Annotated in this window: 23 protein-coding genes; 5 read left to right on the top strand and 18 right to left on the bottom strand. The window is 43.3% G+C overall.

Annotated features, from left to right (window positions below; translation table 11 throughout):
* The first annotated feature begins 66 nt into the window (after positions 1–66).
* A complete protein-coding gene (locus BMZ22_RS02050; protein WP_090080529.1) occupies positions 67–720 on the top strand; it encodes a DNA-3-methyladenine glycosylase family protein in 654 nt (217 codons plus the stop codon).
* A gap of 16 nt (positions 721–736) precedes the next feature.
* On the opposite strand, the gene BMZ22_RS02045 is transcribed toward BMZ22_RS02050, so the two are convergent.
* The 7 genes from BMZ22_RS02045 to BMZ22_RS17455 form a co-directional block, all read right to left on the bottom strand.
* Positions 737–1,807: a Ger(x)C family spore germination protein gene (locus tag BMZ22_RS02045; protein ID WP_090080528.1), complete on the bottom strand. Its 1,071-nt coding sequence runs from the start codon at positions 1,805–1,807 to the stop codon at positions 737–739.
* Entirely contained in the window at positions 1,804–2,886 is a 1,083-nt protein-coding gene (locus BMZ22_RS02040) for a GerAB/ArcD/ProY family transporter (RefSeq protein ID WP_177183327.1), read from the bottom strand. Before BMZ22_RS02040 ends, BMZ22_RS02045 begins: the two co-directional genes overlap by 4 nt.
* A 10-nt stretch (positions 2,887–2,896) precedes the next feature.
* Positions 2,897–4,360, bottom strand: coding sequence for a spore germination protein (locus BMZ22_RS02035; protein WP_090080523.1), 1,464 nt, complete (start codon positions 4,358–4,360; stop codon positions 2,897–2,899).
* 202 nt (positions 4,361–4,562) lie between these two features.
* Positions 4,563–4,871: a hypothetical protein gene (locus BMZ22_RS17070; RefSeq protein WP_218144014.1), complete on the bottom strand. Its 309-nt coding sequence runs from the start codon at positions 4,869–4,871 to the stop codon at positions 4,563–4,565.
* Between the two features lie 54 nt (positions 4,872–4,925).
* On the bottom strand, positions 4,926–5,102 hold the full coding sequence (locus BMZ22_RS02025; RefSeq protein WP_090080519.1) for a YozQ family protein: 177 nt from the start codon (positions 5,100–5,102) through the stop codon (positions 4,926–4,928).
* Between the two features lie 160 nt (positions 5,103–5,262).
* A complete protein-coding gene (fdhD, locus tag BMZ22_RS02020; protein WP_090080517.1) occupies positions 5,263–6,072 on the bottom strand; it encodes a formate dehydrogenase accessory sulfurtransferase FdhD in 810 nt (269 codons plus the stop codon).
* A gap of 137 nt (positions 6,073–6,209) precedes the next feature.
* Positions 6,210–6,440 carry a YppG family protein gene (locus tag BMZ22_RS17455; RefSeq protein WP_090080515.1) on the bottom strand — a complete coding sequence of 77 codons (231 nt, stop codon included), beginning with the start codon at positions 6,438–6,440 and terminating at the stop codon, positions 6,210–6,212.
* Between the two features lie 192 nt (positions 6,441–6,632).
* Between BMZ22_RS17455 and BMZ22_RS02010 the strand changes: the two genes are divergently transcribed.
* Together BMZ22_RS02010 and BMZ22_RS17340 are read left to right on the top strand one after the other, a co-directional pair.
* Complete coding sequence (locus BMZ22_RS02010) at positions 6,633–6,728, top strand: YjcZ family sporulation protein (RefSeq protein ID WP_090080513.1); 96 nt, start codon at positions 6,633–6,635, stop codon at positions 6,726–6,728.
* Between the two features lie 35 nt (positions 6,729–6,763).
* Positions 6,764–6,988, top strand: a complete 225-nt coding sequence (locus tag BMZ22_RS17340; protein ID WP_090080511.1) for a YjcZ family sporulation protein — start codon at positions 6,764–6,766, stop codon at positions 6,986–6,988.
* A gap of 57 nt (positions 6,989–7,045) precedes the next feature.
* Here the strand turns inward: BMZ22_RS17340 and BMZ22_RS02000 are convergent, their stop codons facing one another.
* A complete protein-coding gene (locus BMZ22_RS02000) occupies positions 7,046–8,338 on the bottom strand; it encodes a M20 family metallo-hydrolase (RefSeq protein ID WP_090080508.1) in 1,293 nt (430 codons plus the stop codon).
* Positions 8,339–8,476: 138 nt separating this feature from the next.
* Between BMZ22_RS02000 and BMZ22_RS01995 the strand changes: the two genes are divergently transcribed.
* The gene (locus BMZ22_RS01995; RefSeq protein WP_090080506.1) at positions 8,477–8,587 is read left to right on the top strand and encodes a YjcZ family sporulation protein; all 111 of its coding nucleotides are present in this window, start codon (positions 8,477–8,479) and stop codon (positions 8,585–8,587) included.
* Positions 8,588–8,657: 70 nt separating this feature from the next.
* On the opposite strand, the gene BMZ22_RS01990 is transcribed toward BMZ22_RS01995, so the two are convergent.
* From BMZ22_RS01990 to BMZ22_RS01965, 6 genes are all read right to left on the bottom strand, one after another.
* A complete protein-coding gene (locus BMZ22_RS01990; protein ID WP_090080505.1) occupies positions 8,658–9,587 on the bottom strand; it encodes a cation diffusion facilitator family transporter in 930 nt (309 codons plus the stop codon).
* Between the two features lie 59 nt (positions 9,588–9,646).
* Entirely contained in the window at positions 9,647–9,973 is a 327-nt protein-coding gene (locus tag BMZ22_RS01985) for an ArsR/SmtB family transcription factor (RefSeq protein ID WP_090080504.1), read from the bottom strand.
* Between the two features lie 195 nt (positions 9,974–10,168).
* A complete protein-coding gene (locus BMZ22_RS01980) occupies positions 10,169–10,696 on the bottom strand; it encodes a chromate transporter (protein ID WP_090080503.1) in 528 nt (175 codons plus the stop codon).
* Positions 10,696–11,301 carry a chromate transporter gene (locus tag BMZ22_RS01975; RefSeq protein WP_245745138.1) on the bottom strand — a complete coding sequence of 202 codons (606 nt, stop codon included), beginning with the start codon at positions 11,299–11,301 and terminating at the stop codon, positions 10,696–10,698. Before BMZ22_RS01975 ends, BMZ22_RS01980 begins: the two co-directional genes overlap by 1 nt.
* A gap of 46 nt (positions 11,302–11,347) precedes the next feature.
* Positions 11,348–12,403: an LLM class flavin-dependent oxidoreductase gene (locus BMZ22_RS01970; protein WP_090080499.1), complete on the bottom strand. Its 1,056-nt coding sequence runs from the start codon at positions 12,401–12,403 to the stop codon at positions 11,348–11,350.
* 6 nt (positions 12,404–12,409) lie between these two features.
* Positions 12,410–12,754 (bottom strand): ASCH domain-containing protein, encoded by a 345-nt coding sequence (locus tag BMZ22_RS01965; RefSeq protein WP_090080497.1) that lies wholly within the window; start codon positions 12,752–12,754, stop codon positions 12,410–12,412.
* Positions 12,755–12,892: 138 nt separating this feature from the next.
* Here BMZ22_RS01965 and BMZ22_RS01960 point away from each other — a divergent pair, with 138 nt between their 5' ends.
* On the top strand, positions 12,893–14,224 hold the full coding sequence (locus BMZ22_RS01960; protein ID WP_090080495.1) for an MATE family efflux transporter: 1,332 nt from the start codon (positions 12,893–12,895) through the stop codon (positions 14,222–14,224).
* A gap of 232 nt (positions 14,225–14,456) precedes the next feature.
* Here the strand turns inward: BMZ22_RS01960 and BMZ22_RS01955 are convergent, their stop codons facing one another.
* The 4 genes from BMZ22_RS01955 to BMZ22_RS01945 all read right to left on the bottom strand — a co-directional run bounded on the left by BMZ22_RS01955 (position 14,457) and on the right by BMZ22_RS01945 (position 17,614).
* Positions 14,457–14,729, bottom strand: a complete 273-nt coding sequence (locus BMZ22_RS01955) for a hypothetical protein (RefSeq protein ID WP_090080493.1) — start codon at positions 14,727–14,729, stop codon at positions 14,457–14,459.
* 55 nt (positions 14,730–14,784) lie between these two features.
* Complete coding sequence (locus BMZ22_RS16850; RefSeq protein ID WP_177183326.1) at positions 14,785–14,958, bottom strand: hypothetical protein; 174 nt, start codon at positions 14,956–14,958, stop codon at positions 14,785–14,787.
* 138 nt (positions 14,959–15,096) lie between these two features.
* Positions 15,097–16,389, bottom strand: a complete 1,293-nt coding sequence (locus BMZ22_RS01950) for a peptidase (RefSeq protein WP_245745136.1) — start codon at positions 16,387–16,389, stop codon at positions 15,097–15,099.
* 49 nt (positions 16,390–16,438) lie between these two features.
* A complete protein-coding gene (locus tag BMZ22_RS01945) occupies positions 16,439–17,614 on the bottom strand; it encodes an HD-GYP domain-containing protein (protein ID WP_090080491.1) in 1,176 nt (391 codons plus the stop codon).
* Between the last annotated feature and the right edge of the window lie 101 nt (positions 17,615–17,715).

The raw sequence follows: 17,715 nt of genomic DNA, 5'->3' as shown, positions 1-17,715 counted from the left end.
AAGCTAGAATTTCAAACAATCTTAACGCTTTTTGTTGAAAAACAAAGAAGGTAGCTGAGGTGACTTATGAAAACATTTACCATTAAAAAGCAGGACCGTGCTGCACAGGAACTCAGTACAGCTGACAGCCAAATGAAAAAACTGATAAATATTGTCGGGGACATCACAGTCAGTACCAGACCGGAATATTTTAAATCCCTTGTGCGTGCCATTGTCGGCCAGCAAATATCGGTGCAGGCAGCGAGTACCATTTTCAGCCGTTTGGAAGAGCTGCTGGATAATCGGATAAAGTCCGATTCTATCATGACTGTCACGGATGAACAGTTGCGTTCAATCGGCTTTTCAAGGCAAAAGATTCAGTATCTCCGCGATTTAACGGCAAAAGCAAATGACGGTTCATTAGACTTTACCCGCATAAACGATCTGACTAACACCGAGGCCATTAAAGAGCTGACACAAATTAAAGGAATCGGGAAATGGACGGCTGAAATGTTTTTAATCTTTTCGCTCGGCAGAATGAACGTACTCGCTGTCGATGATATCGGCATTCAGCGCGGGGCGAAATGGCTGTACCAAGTAGAAAAGTCCGAACGCCGGCAAATTCTGATTGATAAAAAGCCCATCTGGACACCACACTTGACGATTGCTTCATTTTACTTGTGGGAAGTCGTTCATTTAGGATTTGACAAGGCCTATTCATCGATTGATGAACTAATATGATTTTTTTGCCTGGCATTTAACGTCTGGTTCCCGTTCCTGTCAGACGCATATCCGCTTTCACTTTGATGGTCATGTCGGAATAATCTTCTTTAAATTGGTCTTGATTATAGCTCCTGTGCTTACTCTTAAAAAAATCTTCGAGTTTAAGCGGGTCTATATTCAACTCCTGGAAGCTTTTTATGATACGGTTGGCTTTTTCGGTGAAATCCTGAGCAATATCTGTCTCAATTTTGCTTTTCTGGTCCATAACCTGTTCTCCAGTATATTCCCTGACGACACCGGTCATCCGGACATCCAGTGTCATTTCAGGTGAACCGTTTTTTTTCTCAGCTGTTATCTTCCTCGTGGATTCCATATTTTCCACCGAGATATTATAATCATCGCTTTTATACTGATACGTTCCGTCACCAACATTTTCATATAACATTTTAAAGACATCCGCCTGTGTAATTGGTAATGTATCGACCAGCCGATCATCTTTGAAGAATGCAAGTGACTCCAGCTTGGCAGTTTCTCCTTCAATCCCGAACATCGGCAGGAAAGGATCACTCGTTTCACCTTTCAAGCTATCCTCAAATGTTTTTAACGACACATCCGGCAGATTTCCGTGTATAATATTGTGCTCAAATAAGTCCTCAAAATAGACTCCTTTTCCCTTCTTTGTTTTTACCGTATTGATTAATTCGACTGCTGGCACCTTTGTTATGGCCAGAAATAAGTTACTGTCAATTGATGTATCTCTGGTCAGAAATTCGATAGGCGTTTTGAGACCTTGTTTCGCCAGCTCTTCACTATAAAATGCAACTCTTAACTTGCCATTAAGTAATTGCTCGCTTGCTTTGGAATTTAATTTTACACGATTCCCATACACCGTATCAGCACTGGTCGTGTAAACATGATCTTCCACGGTGCCCTGCTCCAGGTAGGTGGGAGCCACAACCGTCTCTTTAATCCGATTCTGTTCAGCCTTATCGTAGCCGGAGACTGTAATCATATTTATTTTATCGATCACTTTCGATGGCATGCTGACATTTATCAGTAAGCTGGTAATAACCAACCCGAAAGCAACAATGTACTTAAGATTCATTTTTTCTGCACCTTCCGCTTTATGTAATTCAACACAAACAACAATGGAATATAGATGAATAAAAAGACAAACCCGATTTGTGCGGCGGTATCATTTAAAAAATTAATTTCTTCTCGCCCCTCTATAAAAAAGCTGACTATAAATACAATGCCAAGCAAAATTAGAGCAATCCGTTTATGCGCAAAACCAAAGGTACGGTGAACCACACGGGTAGCTGCCCAGAGGTAAAGCACGACATTCGGTAATGTGCTAAAAAATAATGTCGCGATACCAAAATATTCAAAACGTTCCATAAACGGCAATTCAATAATTTTCCACAGACCTAACGTCGGCCATATAACATCGGTCAATTCCGACTGATTGTAATAAAGAAATGTTACTACACATAGAAGTACGTAAAGAATCGTCGTGTAAAAATTGCCATAGTGGGCATATTTTTGTGATTTGTCGGCTTCCCGTATAAATGGATAGTAGACCAAGAGCGTCGAAAAGCCCATAAAACTAAAAATAGCCAGTTTCGAGGACTGCACAATTTCTATGAGTGTGTGGTCCATAACCGGCATTATATGGTTCATATCAGCATATTGCAGCGGGAAGATCATCGTAAAAATTAAACTGGCCGGATAAACGACACCCAAAAAACACACCCCGACAACAATCCGGAATTGGTCAGAAATCGTATAGTAAATCAGCGGCAGCAACAGCAATAGAAACGCCCAGATGTTTAAGTGCGGAAACATCCATACCTGAATAATCTCAGCGTACGTTTGCAGTACAACTATGGCTAATAGAACCAAATACAGGACAAAAAGAATCGTAAAAAAAGCTCCCAACCAATTGCCATACGTAACATTGTGAATGGAAATAATATCCCCGGTTTCATCGTTTTTCAGCATCCGATACATCACCCATATGAGGACATTGACCATAAGTCCGGCAACAATTACAGATAGCCACGCATCATTTCCGGCATACTTATTAATGATACTTTGAAATCCAAGCACCCCGACACCTACTTGGGAAGCGGTAATGAGAAAAAAAACCATAAGCCCTGTTACTTTGTCTTTTAGTGAAAGCATAGATATCCCTCTATTTAGTGTGATCTTTCCCAACGGGACGGTTAACTTTATCCGGACGCACCTGGAACGGACGTTTTTTTTGCTTATCAAACGGCAGTCGAATGAGTGCATCTTTGAAATCAGCAGGCCTGAATGGATAGATCGGTTCAAAAAACGGTCTCCCCAGTGAAGTCAGCCGCAGCAGATGAACCATAATGAACGCAATTGCTACCGCAAGACCAATCATGCCATAAACATGAGAAATAAGTAGAAGCGGAAAGCGGATAAGCCTGATTGTATTGCCCATTTTATACACGGGCGTTGTAAACGATCCCAACGCTGCCAAAGCGATCAAAATCAATAGCACATTACTCGTCATTCCGGCATCAACAGCAGCTGTGCCAACAACTATACCACCGACAATACCAATCGTCTGACCAATCTTTGTCGGCAGTCTGGCACCGGCCTCCCGTAGAAGTTCAATCGTAAATTCCAGCAGGATAGCTTCCATAATTGGCGGAAACGGCACCTGCGCCCTGGAATTGATAAGGGTCGTGAGCAGTGCTTGCGGTACAATTTCAAAATGGTGTGTCAATACTGCTACATACATTGGTGTAATCAAAATTGAGAAAAAGACGGCAACGATTCGAATCATTCGAAAGGCTGATGCTGTCATCCAATTTAAAAAATAATCCTCGAATGCGGAAAAAAACTCAATCAATGTGGTCGGACCAATTAAGACATGCGGTGAGCCATCCACCACGATAGCTATTTTCCCTTCCGCTAAAACAGCTGCAATTCTGTCCGGTCTTTCTGTGTCCAACAGCTGCGGGAAAGGCGAGTTTTTGTTATCGGCAATCGTTTGCTGAATATACGAACTGTCAATTACCTGGTCGATATCGACGCCTTCAATTCGCTGAATGGCCGTATTAACGTTCTCCTCGTCCGAGATACCATCAATCGATAGAACCGCAACTTCAGTCTTTGTGATCGTTCCGACTTTTAATTTTCTGACATGCAACTCGGGAATTGTCAGTCGTTTGCGAATAAGATTCAAATTGGTGTCGATATCTTCAACAAACGCTTCTTTCGGACCAACCACACTGAACTCGATCTCCGGAATTGCCACTTGCCGTTTTTCATCCAGCGGCAGCGGAATAAGTAAAAATGAAGGTCGTGTATTCGCCATGTAAATAAACACAAAGCCATTGACAAGCTTTTCCTGGATCTGGCTTGAATCATTTGTTAATTCAGTTTTTGTAAAAGGAATAAATTGATTTAACTCGCTTAAATCGTTGTATATGTATTCCTGCATGCGGGGCAGAATGTATTTTTCAAGCTTTTCAGGGTCCACAGCGGTTTTTAAATAGCCCAAATGCATCGTGCCCTGAGGATGGTCATGCTGATAATGCATGAAGCCATCTTTTGTTTTCAGCTTCTTTAATAATCTGTCAAAATCACGCTCTGCTTTTTTTTGTGACGCTTTTTTTGTCATAGGAACAACCTCTTGAAATTGGCAAATATCGTAACCCTAGTATGATATAAAATGAATGAAATATTCGTCTGATATCTGCAAATATTAAATGACCGGGTGTAGCCGTTCCAGACTAAAAAAATGGTAAAAAGTTTCAAATCACGTGCATATTTTTTCGTTTCATGTTGCATGATAAAGACGGAGCGTTACGCAGCTCAATATTTTAACTGGAGGTTATTTGGAATGGCACAACAGAACCAACAGCAACAACAACTGCAACAAGCAGTGCAACAGGCACAACAGGCTCAGCAAGCGGTACAGCAGGCTCAGGCAAGTGCAGACCCGCAACAGCTGCAGCAAGCGCAACAGCAGGTTCAGCAAGCCGAGCAGCAACTGCAGAACGCACAGCAACAGGCAGGCGCTGCTGCCCAACAAAACCAGCAAATTCAGCAAGCGCAACAACAGCTGCAGCAGGCGCAGCAACAAGCTGCACAGGCACAGCAACAGCAAAATAATAATCAATAAGCCACATTAAACATGATAAAGGGAGCCCGCTAAATGCAGGCTCCCTTTTTACACCTTACAACTATTCTTTTAATTTCCGGTCAATCGTGCCTTCATGATAATCATCCGAGACTTGTTCATGTGTTTCCGCCATGCCTTTGTCAAACTGTGTATTGCCGCTGTAATTCTCAGGCTCATAATTTCTTTCGGCAATATTTCTGCTGTCTTCTTTGTTAACCTTATTTTGCTTTTTTGACATTGAGGAGACCCTCCAATATAGCGTTTACTGTTAGTATGCTCATGTCTCGTGTTGATACTGTATCCTTTTTTTGTCAGCGGCAAACTTATATTCAGCATTAGATTGATCAGACAAAAAGCCGAATCTCATGACATACACAGAGTCCCGGCTTTTCAATCGATTATTGTTTTTCCATTAAAGAATTCACTTCTGCAATTCTGCCGGGGTGTGTATACACGTTCAGCTTCCCTTCCCTTGCAAAGCCGATTACCGTTACACCTAAATCATCTGCCAATTCAAGTGCCAGGTCTGTCGGGGCCGACTTGGAAAGAAGAATGCCAGCTCCGATTTTTGTCACTTTCAATAACACCTCAGATGACACACGGCCACTGAACACGATTAATTTATCTTTCTTCTGGGTATGATTTTTCATAATGTGTCCATATAATTTATCTAGTGCGTTATGCCGTCCAATATCCGTACGAAGCGCAAGCATCTTTTCAGGCGTTGCCAAAGCAGCATTATGCACACCCCCGGTCCGCAAGAACTGAGCAGAAGCTGCTTGCAGTTCGTTCATTAGGGCGTAGCACGCCTCAACGGATACCGAAAGTTTGCTGTAAATCGTTTTGGCTGTCTGAACATCGCTTTTAAAATAAAATTGACGGCTTTTACCACAGCAGGAACCGATAAATCGCTTTGAATACTGTTGAGAGGTATCAATATTTTTATAAAGCTCAATGTAAGCGAATCCTTTCGTTTCATCGAGAAGAATCGTTTTAATATCGCTATAAAATCGAATGACCCCTTCTGACGCAAGGAAGCCAATTACCAGTTCCTCCAAGTTTATCGGTGAACATACCATGGTTGCAAATTCGGCATCATTTACCATTATTGTCAACGGAAATTCAGCAGCAATTTCATCATTCATTGAAGACGGCTCATTCCCGTCAAAGCGGACAACCTGCCAGTCGTTGTGATTTGTCTCCCCCATCTCCATCACCTTCTGGATTTTTTTCAAATATTCATAGCACGTACGTTATATTTTTTCTATTCTGTCAATTAAACGTAACATGAATACCGAGTGTTGACAACTATTTGAAAAAAATGTTGTCCGCTGATTCTGCTCGGTTAGAACCATGGTCGTTTCTTTAATTTTGATATCAATGGACTGACCTGTTCGTATAACTGACCAACTTGTTGCGCGGTAGCAGTAATTTTATCTATATCCAAATTCCCCTCAGAATCGCGGAATTGATTTACCAGCTTATGCTTGTTAGAGAATTGAGTCGGTGTTTGCATTGGCCGGCGGGGCTGTCGATGTGGCGGCAATGGAGGCTGTGGCCTTCCGGGATGCAACATGTTAACACCTCCTTATGGTCACTTTGTTATATCCTATTCACTTTTTCTGGAATTGAAAAGGTGTTTGTCTAATTCAAAGCAGATTTTCCGAAGCTGAATCAAGCCCAAATCCTTTTATCTGGGGACGTACCCATATCAATCTGCATTTCACCTACATATATTAGTAACAAACGGTTATGGAGGTGTTTTGGAATGAGTGACTACAAAGGCTACGGCGGTAACTTTGCCTTGATCGTCGTTCTATTCATCCTGTTAATTATAGTAGGCGTTGCTTACGTTGGCTATTAATAAAAGTAAAAAATAAATTTTAAGGAGGACTGCAAATGGGATTTGGATGTAATCAAGGGTGCGGTCACGGTGGCTATGGCGGTGGCTATGGCGGCGGCCAAGTAGCCGGGGCCAGCTATGGAGGACCAGGTTTCGGCGGTGGCGGCTACGGCGGCTATGGCGGCTATGGCGGTGGTTATGGTCATGGCGGCGGCCGTGGTTTCGCGCTGATCGTCGTATTGTTTATTCTGCTGATAATCGTAGGCGCAGCGTGGTGCTAATAACAAAGAAGCGGACTTTCACTTTGATAAGGAAGTCCGCTTTTTTTTGGATGCCGCTCAGCCGTCTGAAGCTTTTTCCAAAAAATCTTTTAATACGTGAATAGGCTGTACACAATCATTTAAATCGGACCACTCGTCCGGGTTGTGGCTGGTGCCGTCTTTACTTTGTGTAAACAACATAGCGACCGGCCATTTGGCACCTATAATCATAGCATCATGTCCTGCTCCGCTTGGCAGATAATAAGGCGTGATATTTCTTTCTTGAGAAGATGCTGCCAAAAGTTTTTGCAGGTCTTTGTTAATAGGGACCGGTGCGACACGCATCTTTTCATCATGGCTTACGCTGACATTATGTTTTTCAGCAACTTTGTCCGCCATTGCTAAAACCTGTGTCACAAGCTCGTCGCGTGTTTCTTTAAATATGTCGCGTATATCAACATAAAGTGTCACACTGCCCGGTATGACATTCACACCATTTGGCGTATTGTCAATTTTCCCGACTGTTGCCACCGCCGTTTCACTGATTCCTGCAGGCAGTGTATTGACAGCTCCGATAAACTCACTGGCAGCAACAAGAGCATCTTTCCGGTCTTCCATTGGTGTATTGCCGGCATGCCCCGCTTCACCCGTAAATGTAAACTCAAGCCAGCACGGGCCGGCGATCCCTGTCACGATTCCGCATGGCAGGTTTTCGCGTTCCAGTTGCTTCCCCTGTTCAATATGTACCTCAACAAACATTTCGATCTCTTCAGCGCTTCGTTCAGCTCCCACATAACCGTCTACGCTTAAGCCGACTTCTTCCAGCACTTCTGAAAAGTCTGCGCCATTATAATCAGTAAGGTTTAATTTCGTTTCGATATCAACATTACCAACAACGGCTTCACTTCCATGGAAACCGCCATTGAACCGGCTGCCTTCTTCATCTGTAAAGACCACGACTTCATATGGCTGTTCAGGCTGGAATCCTGTCTCCCGCCACGCTTCGGCCACTTCCAGCGCGGCAAGAACACCCAATGGCCCGTCGAAATGGCCGCCGTTTGGCACACTGTCAAGATGGGAGCCGCTCAGCAGTGCCGGCTTTTCATCGTTTTTCCCGGCCAGACGCCCGAACACATTGCCTGCTCCATCATGCCGCACATCTAATCCTGCTTCACGCATCCACTGCGCAACAAGTTCTTTCGCTTCTTTTTCTTCCAAGGAAAACCCCGGTCGATGCGACCCAGCCTCTTTCGTCAGTCCAATTTGAGCAATTGCATCAAGCCGCTTCGCCAGCCGCTCACCGGATACACCATCGCTATCATATGACCAGTCATAACCCTCAATCAATCGATTATATAAATTCCACGTCATACTGTCCCTCCCCAAAATACATTTAGGTTCATTCTACTAAACAATGCAAGGCATATTTCCCAAAAAATAGATGGTAATCCACACTACATTTGCATTTATGCATAGTATAACACTATCTCTGCTAAGGAGGTGTTATTAGTGAGTGAAGGATACGGAAGCGGCGGTGGCTTTGCCATGATTGTTGTTCTGTTCATTCTGCTTATCATCGTGGGCAGTGCATACGTTGGCAGAGGCTACGGCGGTTACTAAAACCAGGCATAAAAAAGCTTATGGAGCGATTCCATAAGCTTTTTTCTCACACGTTAACTTGTAAATAAACTTATCCCCCATGTCCGGGATCAACCCGGCAAAACAAGGATTCCTCATGCAAATGTTCCTCACTTTCCATTTGTACGGTTACATGACCGATTCCTTTATATTCCAGCCTCTCTTCAACCATGTGCAACAATTTCTGGCTGTCATGTACCGAGAGCTTGCCATCGACAACAGCATGGCAGGACAGCGCATTTTCCCCGCTTGTAATACTCCAGACGTGTAAGTCGTGAATGGAAATAATTTCCGGAAGTTCTTCAATTGTTTGGACAATGTCGTCCAGTTCAACATTTTTCGGAGTGCCTTCCATTAATACATGCACAGCATCTTTGGTGACACGCCATCCGCTAATAAGCACAAGAATAGCAACAAGAACACTTGCCAGCGGATCAGCCCATCCCCATCCAAATGACATAATTAAAATTGCCGCCGTCACAGCACCAACTGAACCAAACAAGTCACCGATGACATGAAGAAAAGCTGCCCGGAGGTTCAAGTTCTCTTGCGTATCGCCGCGCATAAGCACCCACGCTACCACGATATTGACAATCAGGCCGATTATGCCAATAATCAACATACCGGTCGAGGCGACTTCCGGGGGATCCATAAAGCGTTGATACGCTTCATAAAAAATATATATGGAAATGACGATAAGCGTTACACCGTTAAAGACTGCGGCCAAAATTTCAAACCGCTTATATCCAAACGTTTTATGGTAGCTGGCAACTTTTTCGCCCAATCTAAACGCTAAAAGGCCGACACCGAGCGACACAGCATCACTCAGCATATGACCGGCATCTGACAATAAAGCAAGGCTATTCGTCAAAAAGCCGCCAATCGCTTCAACAACCATATAAGTGGCAATAATAATGAAACTAAATAACAGCGCTTTTTTATTGGCCCCGTGTGTGTGGTCATGGCTGTGATCATGTGCCATTCAAAAACCTCCCACTCCATATAACAGTATCTGTTCATATATTAATATGCAACATGGCATCAACTGTGTGTTGCGTGATTAATTGTTTGATTTAAAAGAGTCATAACATGCTCATCGTCATGCGAATAGTAAAGCGTTGTACCGTCCCGGCGATTTTTAACCAGACGCAAATTTTTCAGAAATCTGAGCTGATGGGAAACCGTTGATTGCCGCAAATCCAGATTCTCAGCTATCTGATTAACGGAATATTCCTGATAAAAAAGCAAGTGAAGAATTCGAATTCGGGTCGGGTCCCCCAATGCCTTAAATGTTTGTGAAACGACAAACAACGTTTCTTCATCCAGGTCTTCGTACGTATCGTTATCCGGCTGTTGCTTTTCATCCATTACAATTCCCCCTTATACGAAAATAAATCCATCTATAATGGTTAGCATTAAGTGGTTATATTAGCATATGTTCATATAATGATTGTAAGAAATATTTATTAAACTGTCAACTAACTTTCGGCGATCAAAATCCGCAGCGGATCATACCGTTTTTCAAACAAAAACCCCGCATCGCGATCCACGATAACAGGGCTTTTATAAAACGAATCCGCCATACACAAGCGTTCCTAAAATCACAAAAGCAGGGTGAATTTTCAGCCGCTCCAACAACAAATAACTGACAACGATTAAGAAAGCGGTTTGCCATAAGCCGATACCCTGATACGAATCAGCAAAAAAACGCCACGCCATCAAGCCGAGCAAAATGGCTATAACCGGGCGTACATACAACGTAAGACGTTTGACTTTTGGCGAATCCTTGTATTTATATAAAAATCCAAGCAGTAAAATCATCAAAAGCAGTGATGGTGCCACTGTTGCAAATATGGCCACAACAGCACCGATTGGACCTCCGACTTCATAGCCAATATAGCCGGCCATTTTCGTTGCGAGCGGTCCCGGCAGTGAGTTGCTGAGTGCAAGCACTTCACTGAATTCCTTTACTGACATCCATTCAAAGCGCTGAACAACTTCATTTTCGATGAGCGGAATTGATGCAGGACCTCCGCCATAACCAAGAATTCCCGGAATAAAAAATGCGATGAAAATATTCCAGTACACCATCACGAGCCCTCACCTTCTGCCTGAGGTTTCCCGTCTCTTCTGACCAGCGCTAAAATAATCAATACACCAATTATAATTCCCGGATGCACCCCGGCTAACTCAAGTAATACTAATACCGCGGCACTCATCAGAATCGTTTTAATCCAACCGATGCCATCGCCAGCTTTTTTGAAAAATTGCCACGTCAACACGCCCAGCATCACGCCGACGACCGGTATGACAGCAGCTGTCATACCGCTGACCCAATCAAATTCACTGATTGATGAAAGGAATGTTAACAGAACAATCATGAGGACAATAGTCGGCATAATGACAGCCAGAATTGCATTAATCATGCCCAAAACGCCGGAAACACGCTGGCCGATATAACCAGCCAGTTTAGTCGCGATTGGACCCGGCAGCGTGTTCGCCAAAGCTAAAATATCACCGAAATCCTCATCACTAAGCCACTGATAGCGATCAACCACTTCTTTATGTATGAGTGGTATTGAACCAGGTCCGCCGCCATATCCGAGAACGCCTACACGAAAAAACGCCAGGAAAAGACGGAGTTGGCTGGTACCTCGACTATTTTGCTTTATATACTTATCCTGTTTATCACTCACAAACACACAACCCATCGTCGAAGTGCCCTGGGGGGTCAGACCCCCCTTATTTAGCAGTATGTTTTTTAACCGCCGGCAAAATTTCCTTACCAATCAGTTCAATGTTTTTCTTCAGTTTATCAAACGGCACGCCGCCAAAATCCATTTGGGCAATGTAGCGCTGGTGACCATACTGTTCATGCTGATACAGGATTTTTTCAATAATCTGCTGCGGGCTGCCGACGTTAATGACACTTCGCATGTCCTGCGCCTGAGCAAAGCCTTGCTTCGGAAATCCTTGGCCGTTTGTCCGCTTCATGCCTTCATTTATATGGGGATAATACTCCCTTAAAGCATCCTGGCTTGTTTCCGCAGCATAGAAAAAACCGGCCGTGGCTACCGGCAGCTCAGCCGGATCATAACCGCTTTGCTGCAATGCTTCACGGTATGCATCAACCGTGCGCTTAAACGCTGATACCGGCCCACCCAGATGCGCCATATACATCGGTACGCCGGCAAAACCCGCTTTAATGGCGCTGGCAGGTGTTCCGCCTACCGCCCGCCAAATCGGCAGTGAACCGTTCAACGGACGCGGGATAACGCGTGCATCCCTGAGCGGTGCCCGGAATTGGCCACTCCAATTAATCACTTCTTCTTCATTAATCTTGTTCAAGAGATCGAATTTTTCTTCATAAAGCTCTTCATAATCACGCAAATCATAACCTAATAAATCGTATACACCTACCCGTGATGCACGTCCCGCAACAATCTCAGCACGTCCGCCTGAAATGAGATCGATTGTTGCAAAATCCTCAAAAACACGCACAGGGTCAAGCGTACTGATTATCGTTGAAGAGCTGGAAATTTTGATTTTCTCAGTTGCCTGGGCAATCGCTGACAAAACAACAGAATGCGCCTGCGTGGCAAAGTAATCCTGATGACTTTCCCCAACACTGAAGAAATCAATACCCGCTTGCTCAGCCAGTTTCGCCAGTTCAATAATTTCATTTATCCGCTGACGCGCTGAAATTCGTTCGCCCGTTCCGGGATCCGGCAAATGATCGCCTAATGTATAAAGTCCGAATTCAAGCCCCTTACTTGGATCAATCGAATAGTTTTCCATACGATATCACCCCTTCTGAACAGTGTGCAATATGTGTGACCAGACAATCAAGTCAGAGTCCCAGACTTCTTCACCATGAATGCTGGTAATACCCTGTTTATACTCCTTCAGGCTATTATAACCCTCCTGCCGGGCATCGACGTCTGAAATATCACGAAGCTTCTGCGGATACACGTTTTCAACGATTACGGTATGCCCGTCCAGTTCAAGTTTATCACCCGGGTCGGCATAGCGATCATTGCGCCGCACAGCTGTTTTATCACCTTGAATGATTTTTTCAATATCTTCCGGAATTGTAACAAGTTTATTGATATCAAACTTGGCCGGCCACTGTTGTTTATCGAAATCCATGCAATCATCTCCTGCAGTAATTTTCCATTTCTATATATATGGATCGTGCTACATGTTAAATTGTACACACAATGATGATGGAATTCCATTCAGCAAAACTATAAAATAGATGTACAACCTTAATCCAGGAGAATTGTCATGAGTATAGCCGAACAACGACTTTTAAACCAAAGCGTCACAAAAAGTTTTTTTCAATACCTCTTCCCTACCCTGATTGGGATGATGCTTATGTCAGCAAATATTGTCATAGATGGTATTTTTGTCGGCAATGGTGTGGGATCAATTGCACTTGCAAGTGTCAACATCGCGGTGCCAGTCTGGTCAATCCTTATATCCGTCTCGCTGCTGATCGGTGTCGGTGGCGGGACGCTTTATTCCATCACGACCGGCGAACGGGACACTGGCCGGGCAAAACAAGTTTTCTCGATTTCAATGGTGATAACAACGCTCATAATGGCCGTTATCGGAATAACCGGTTATCTTGCCGCCGAATCCTTGGCAAGGCTATTTGGGGCAAATGATGAGACATTACAGTATACAGTTGATTATCTGAAAATCATATTTATGTGGGCGCCGATTGTAGGGTGGGAAGCAGCACTCAGTATTTTTGTGCGCAATGACGGCAGTCCGAAGCTGGCGATGAGCGGGCTGATCATTTCAGCTTTACTCAATATTGTATTGAACTACTGGATGATCTTTATATTGGAAATGGAAGTCACAGGTGCAGCTCTCGCCTCTGTCATTGCAACTGCTGCAGGTTTAATGGTTTATACGTTTCACTTTCTCAAAAAAGACGCCGGATTGAAATTCGTGCGGCTGAAGTGGAAAAAAGACGATGTCGTAACAGTTGGCAAACTCGGGTTTCCCAACTTTCTATCTGAGGCAGGAACCGGTCTGTTCGTGGTCGGATACAATATTGCGCTGGCGTATTATGCGGGGACGACCGGACTTGCGGCATTTTCGGTCATTAACTATTTACACACGTTCGTTTTTCTGGCGTTTATCGGTATCGGGACATCGATTCAGCCAATGATCAGTTTTTATTATGGAGCAAAAAAGTATGAAAAAATCAAAGCGACCGTTAAAATTGCAGAACTTACCGGAATTAGTATCGGGGTCTTATTTCTCGCCATCGGCTGGATTGCCGCGGGAAGTCTTGTTTCGATATTCGGTGTGGAAACCGAAGAGATACGGCAGCTTGCCATAAAGGGCATCAGGCTCTTTTTCATTGGTTATTTATTTATGGGGGTCAACTTTGTATACATGACGTATTACCAATCAATCGCCTTAATAAAGCAATCAATCGGCATCACACTTGCCCGCGGTGTTATTCTGCTGATTGCTGCCCTGATTGTTCTGCCGGCCTGGCTCGGAACAACCGGTGTTTGGCTGGCCCTTCCATTCGCAGAGGGATTGACCGCCGTTGTTCTGTTAGTATTCGCGCGGCGCGGTGTGATGAAACAAGTGTAACCTGAGTCTTCAATCAGCGGTCGTCGGATGCCTCTTTAACTGTGATTATTTGAGCGGGAAATTTGTGAACTTGAGCCGATTTTGTATCAATTTGAGCGGAATTTTGTGAACTTGAGCGGATTTTGTGACCATTTGAGCCAAAAAAGCGATGGTACCCGCTCTTAACATGGATTTTCAATCACAGACAATGCTCACTTCCCCGCCTGTGATTGAAGAAGAGCATAAGCTGATTTTACAGCACATCATGATTGTTTTGCTGTGCTTCCTGCAGTTGCTGACGTGTGTCATGCAGCTGCTCATAAGCCTGCTGAAACTGCGGATTTTCCGTTGCTTCCCTTCCCGCCTGCCGAGCTTGCTGCAATAAACGTTCGACCTGCTGCAGTTGCTGTTCTGCCTCATCAAAAAGCTGTTCGTCCGAACCTTGTGCCAGCCTCGCAGTTTCCTGAGCCTCATGCAGCTGCCGGCTCGCCTGTTGTAATTCGTTATGCAGGTTTGAATCGGTCATAAAAGTCGCCTCCGTGTCGAGAAAATAAGTCGTGTCATTAACCTTTGATTTTATGTTACATATTATACATCCTTATGGTATTTGAATGGTCAACGTTCTGTGGTCGCTCCTGTTGAAAACCTTCCTCAAGTGTATCTTCAATCTCATTTGTAACAAATGCTGTTACGCCAAGGAGGACACCTGCCACAAAAATGACGCAAAACAGACCGACATATGTTGACCATTTCAATCAAATCACCTCTGAAATTAATTTTTGTCATTAGCATGAACAGTTTTAACACGCTTTAAACCAGCATTTATTGCTTAAAGAATAAAAAAAAGATACAGAGCTGTCTGTACCTTGGAAACCGATTATTTTTCGATTTACTTACCGGCTTGCTTTATGTTTCAAAATGCCATACAACAACAAACCAAGCATCAAGAACACCTGTGTGAAGAACGCGACAGCATCCCAAAAATAAGGGCTTGTAACTGTGTAATTCATGATGTGACGGAAGCTCTCAGAAAACGCAAACAATGCTTGCGGCAGAAAGAACAGGAAAAACAATCCAGCCATTAGCATAATGCCGCAAAGATAAAACACACTATAGTACTTGACGGTTTTTGCTTCGTTCTGATAATCGCCGTTATCTTCGTTACCAATCCGAGATCTTAAGAATGCCTTGCCTCTCTCCATTAGATTGTAGCAGCCGCTTAAATTTTCCACGGCATAATACATATCCGTTTTCATATAAAAGCAGCATTGATAAATAAACTTGACGAATAAATCGAATACGACAAGTTTCATTATTCCTATGTACAACGCGTCTTCAAACGGTACAAACAATATAAAGCAAAAAGCAATAAAGAGAATGACTTGTTCAAACGACATACCTGCAAAATAGAGTCGATTGCGTTGTTTCGGCGTCAACTTCCAGGCTGGTGTTAAATCCGTCTCAAATACAACCAGAAATAATCGGTGGCCTATTTCCAGATTTGCAGGTAACCCATGTGCGCGGGTGGCTAAAATATGACCCGACTCATGAATGATAATAAGAACGAGGGAAATAATTAAATAAGCCGCCATGCTCATCATCATCGAGTCAAACAGAAATATATCCGCATAACTTGGCAAAAGCCAAGGATTCCATACTACGAAAATAATATTTACCACGAAAAAGACCCAATACAGTTTGACAGTTATGGCATTAAAAAAGAACGTGCCTGCCCGAACAGGAACCCACTCCAGCCCTGACGGCGCATGGTTTTTCTTTTTCTGTCCCACCTGTTCACCATCGATTTCTTTGACCAATCCTAACTCGACCAACTGTTCTGCAAACGGAATTAGTTCGACCGCTTCCTCTGGGTAGTCATGAATCAAAGCTGTTTCGATTTCACCTAATGTTTTGCCTTTATTCAGTAATTCAATGGCATCAATACAAACTTGTGGCATTTCATAATAGTCACCGGACAAGCTGTCTTCAACGATATAATGTTTTCGGTCCGGATGAATTTGCAGCGGATGCAGGGTTAATGTCGTATTAAAGGTTAGTTTCATATCATTAAAAGGGTCAGACCCCGTTTCGTCTGTAGATAGTAGGATGCTAGAAGTTAGATCCCAGCATCCTTGCAGCTGTACTTGCTCAGGTTTTATTTCATTGCCCACCAGCACCACCAGCATGTTACTTTAATTTTTTTAAGCTTGCGGATTTTCATGCTTCCACCCCCCTTCAATAAAGGGATTGCTTGATTCCTCCATTATTACGATCGCGGGAATAGCGTTCCAGTTCAGGGAAGATTTTCGTAAATATGTCAACTAATTGAGGGTCAAATTGCGTACCTTTTTCGGCAATGATGCGCTCGTACGCTTCTTCAAAAGACAGTGCTTTCCGGTATGACCTTGATGAGGTCATGGCGTCAAACGCATCCGCAATAGCTGTAATACGCGCTAATAGTGGTGTTTCCTCTCCCTTTAACCCTTCCGGATACCCCTTGCCATCCCAGCGTTCATGATGGTAAAGAATGATATCAATATAATCGGAGATGCCTTCCACATCCTGAACAGCCTTTGCACCAATCTCGGGATGTTCCTTTATAATCTCAAATTCCTTTTCAGTTAATGTACCGTGCTTGCTTAAAATCGTATCAGAAATATAGATTTTGCCTATATCATGCAGCAAGCACGCATAATAGATCGGTGTTAACTGGTCGGCGTTAAATTGCCCTGTTGCCTTGACCATAATCAGCGCGTAATTAGCTACGCGTTCGCTGTGTCCGCGTGTATATGGATCTTTTAATTCTAATGTGGCGATAACACCTTTAACAATGCCTTCCAATTGTTTTCGATAGGAATCTTTTAAAGCACCAACATAATTCAAGAAACGGTACAGAAGGAAGAAAGCGATCATAGCGGTCACAATGACCATAAGCATTGGAAAAATAACAATCGCATCCTGCAGCACCAAACCAATTACAGCAAATTTTAGAACAGTTCCAATAAACACAGTATAAAAAAAACGTTTATTAATAAATAGCGGCGAAAATAAGACAATTACAATCTCGGCAATGTTGCCACTGGCGTACGGCGTTCCGTCACCCCAATACAGCCATAAATCATTGAATATATTCATCAAGGTATAGGTAATAAAAAGGATGTATTTAACCAGCTCAGGTCGTTGTCTTTTCATAAAATGAACTGAAATTGGTAACACACTAAGTATGATTATATAAAATATTATATTAAGACCTGTATTAGGCGCAGGCGTATTAATGCTCCACGGCGTTGCGGGCAATATGTAATAGTAAGTAATATCATAGACGAAAAAGATTATGTAAAACAACCATAAAAACCATATGGTTGCACGTTTCTCTTCATATAGCAGAGCTTCATGACGTAAGTTTTTCATGTAGCAGTCCTTTCTAAAACTCAATTGCCTATTGGAATATTATTCTACCATTTCTTCATGAAATAGTATAGAGAAATTCTAAGCCTCGCATCGCTCATTGT

It is taken from the genome of Lentibacillus persicus (assembly GCF_900112705.1).
Classification (GTDB): domain Bacteria; phylum Bacillota; class Bacilli; order Bacillales; family Amphibacillaceae; genus Lentibacillus; species Lentibacillus persicus.
The sequence above is the reverse complement of the archived record's forward strand: the minus strand, read 5'-3'. Positions and strand labels throughout refer to the sequence as shown.

Excerpts from the sequence above, each read along its gene's own strand:
- BMZ22_RS02050 (WP_090080529.1), top strand. The coding sequence starts at position 67 with ATGAAAACATTTACCATTAAAAAGCAGGACCGTGCTGCACAGGAACTC.
- BMZ22_RS02045 (WP_090080528.1), bottom strand. The coding sequence starts at position 1,807 with ATGAATCTTAAGTACATTGTTGCTTTCGGGTTGGTTATTACCAGCTTA.
- BMZ22_RS02040 (WP_177183327.1), bottom strand. The coding sequence starts at position 2,886 with ATGCTTTCACTAAAAGACAAAGTAACAGGGCTTATGGTTTTTTTTCTC.
- BMZ22_RS02035 (WP_090080523.1), bottom strand. The coding sequence starts at position 4,360 with ATGACAAAAAAAGCGTCACAAAAAAAAGCAGAGCGTGATTTTGACAGA.
- BMZ22_RS17070 (WP_218144014.1), bottom strand. The coding sequence starts at position 4,871 with ATGTGGCTTATTGATTATTATTTTGCTGTTGCTGTGCCTGTGCAGCTT.
- BMZ22_RS02025 (WP_090080519.1), bottom strand. The coding sequence starts at position 5,102 with ATGTCAAAAAAGCAAAATAAGGTTAACAAAGAAGACAGCAGAAATATT.
- fdhD (WP_090080517.1), bottom strand. The coding sequence starts at position 6,072 with ATGGGGGAGACAAATCACAACGACTGGCAGGTTGTCCGCTTTGACGGG.
- BMZ22_RS17455 (WP_090080515.1), bottom strand. The coding sequence starts at position 6,440 with ATGTTGCATCCCGGAAGGCCACAGCCTCCATTGCCGCCACATCGACAG.
- BMZ22_RS02010 (WP_090080513.1), top strand. The coding sequence starts at position 6,633 with ATGAGTGACTACAAAGGCTACGGCGGTAACTTTGCCTTGATCGTCGTT.
- BMZ22_RS17340 (WP_090080511.1), top strand. The coding sequence starts at position 6,764 with ATGGGATTTGGATGTAATCAAGGGTGCGGTCACGGTGGCTATGGCGGT.
- BMZ22_RS02000 (WP_090080508.1), bottom strand. The coding sequence starts at position 8,338 with ATGACGTGGAATTTATATAATCGATTGATTGAGGGTTATGACTGGTCA.
- BMZ22_RS01990 (WP_090080505.1), bottom strand. The coding sequence starts at position 9,587 with ATGGCACATGATCACAGCCATGACCACACACACGGGGCCAATAAAAAA.
- BMZ22_RS01985 (WP_090080504.1), bottom strand. The coding sequence starts at position 9,973 with ATGGATGAAAAGCAACAGCCGGATAACGATACGTACGAAGACCTGGAT.
- BMZ22_RS01980 (WP_090080503.1), bottom strand. The coding sequence starts at position 10,696 with ATGGTGTACTGGAATATTTTCATCGCATTTTTTATTCCGGGAATTCTT.
- BMZ22_RS01970 (WP_090080499.1), bottom strand. The coding sequence starts at position 12,403 with ATGGAAAACTATTCGATTGATCCAAGTAAGGGGCTTGAATTCGGACTT.
- BMZ22_RS01965 (WP_090080497.1), bottom strand. The coding sequence starts at position 12,754 with ATGGATTTCGATAAACAACAGTGGCCGGCCAAGTTTGATATCAATAAA.
- BMZ22_RS01960 (WP_090080495.1), top strand. The coding sequence starts at position 12,893 with ATGAGTATAGCCGAACAACGACTTTTAAACCAAAGCGTCACAAAAAGT.
- BMZ22_RS01955 (WP_090080493.1), bottom strand. The coding sequence starts at position 14,729 with ATGACCGATTCAAACCTGCATAACGAATTACAACAGGCGAGCCGGCAG.
- BMZ22_RS01950 (WP_245745136.1), bottom strand. The coding sequence starts at position 16,389 with ATGCTGGTGGTGCTGGTGGGCAATGAAATAAAACCTGAGCAAGTACAG.
- BMZ22_RS01945 (WP_090080491.1), bottom strand. The coding sequence starts at position 17,614 with ATGAAAAACTTACGTCATGAAGCTCTGCTATATGAAGAGAAACGTGCA.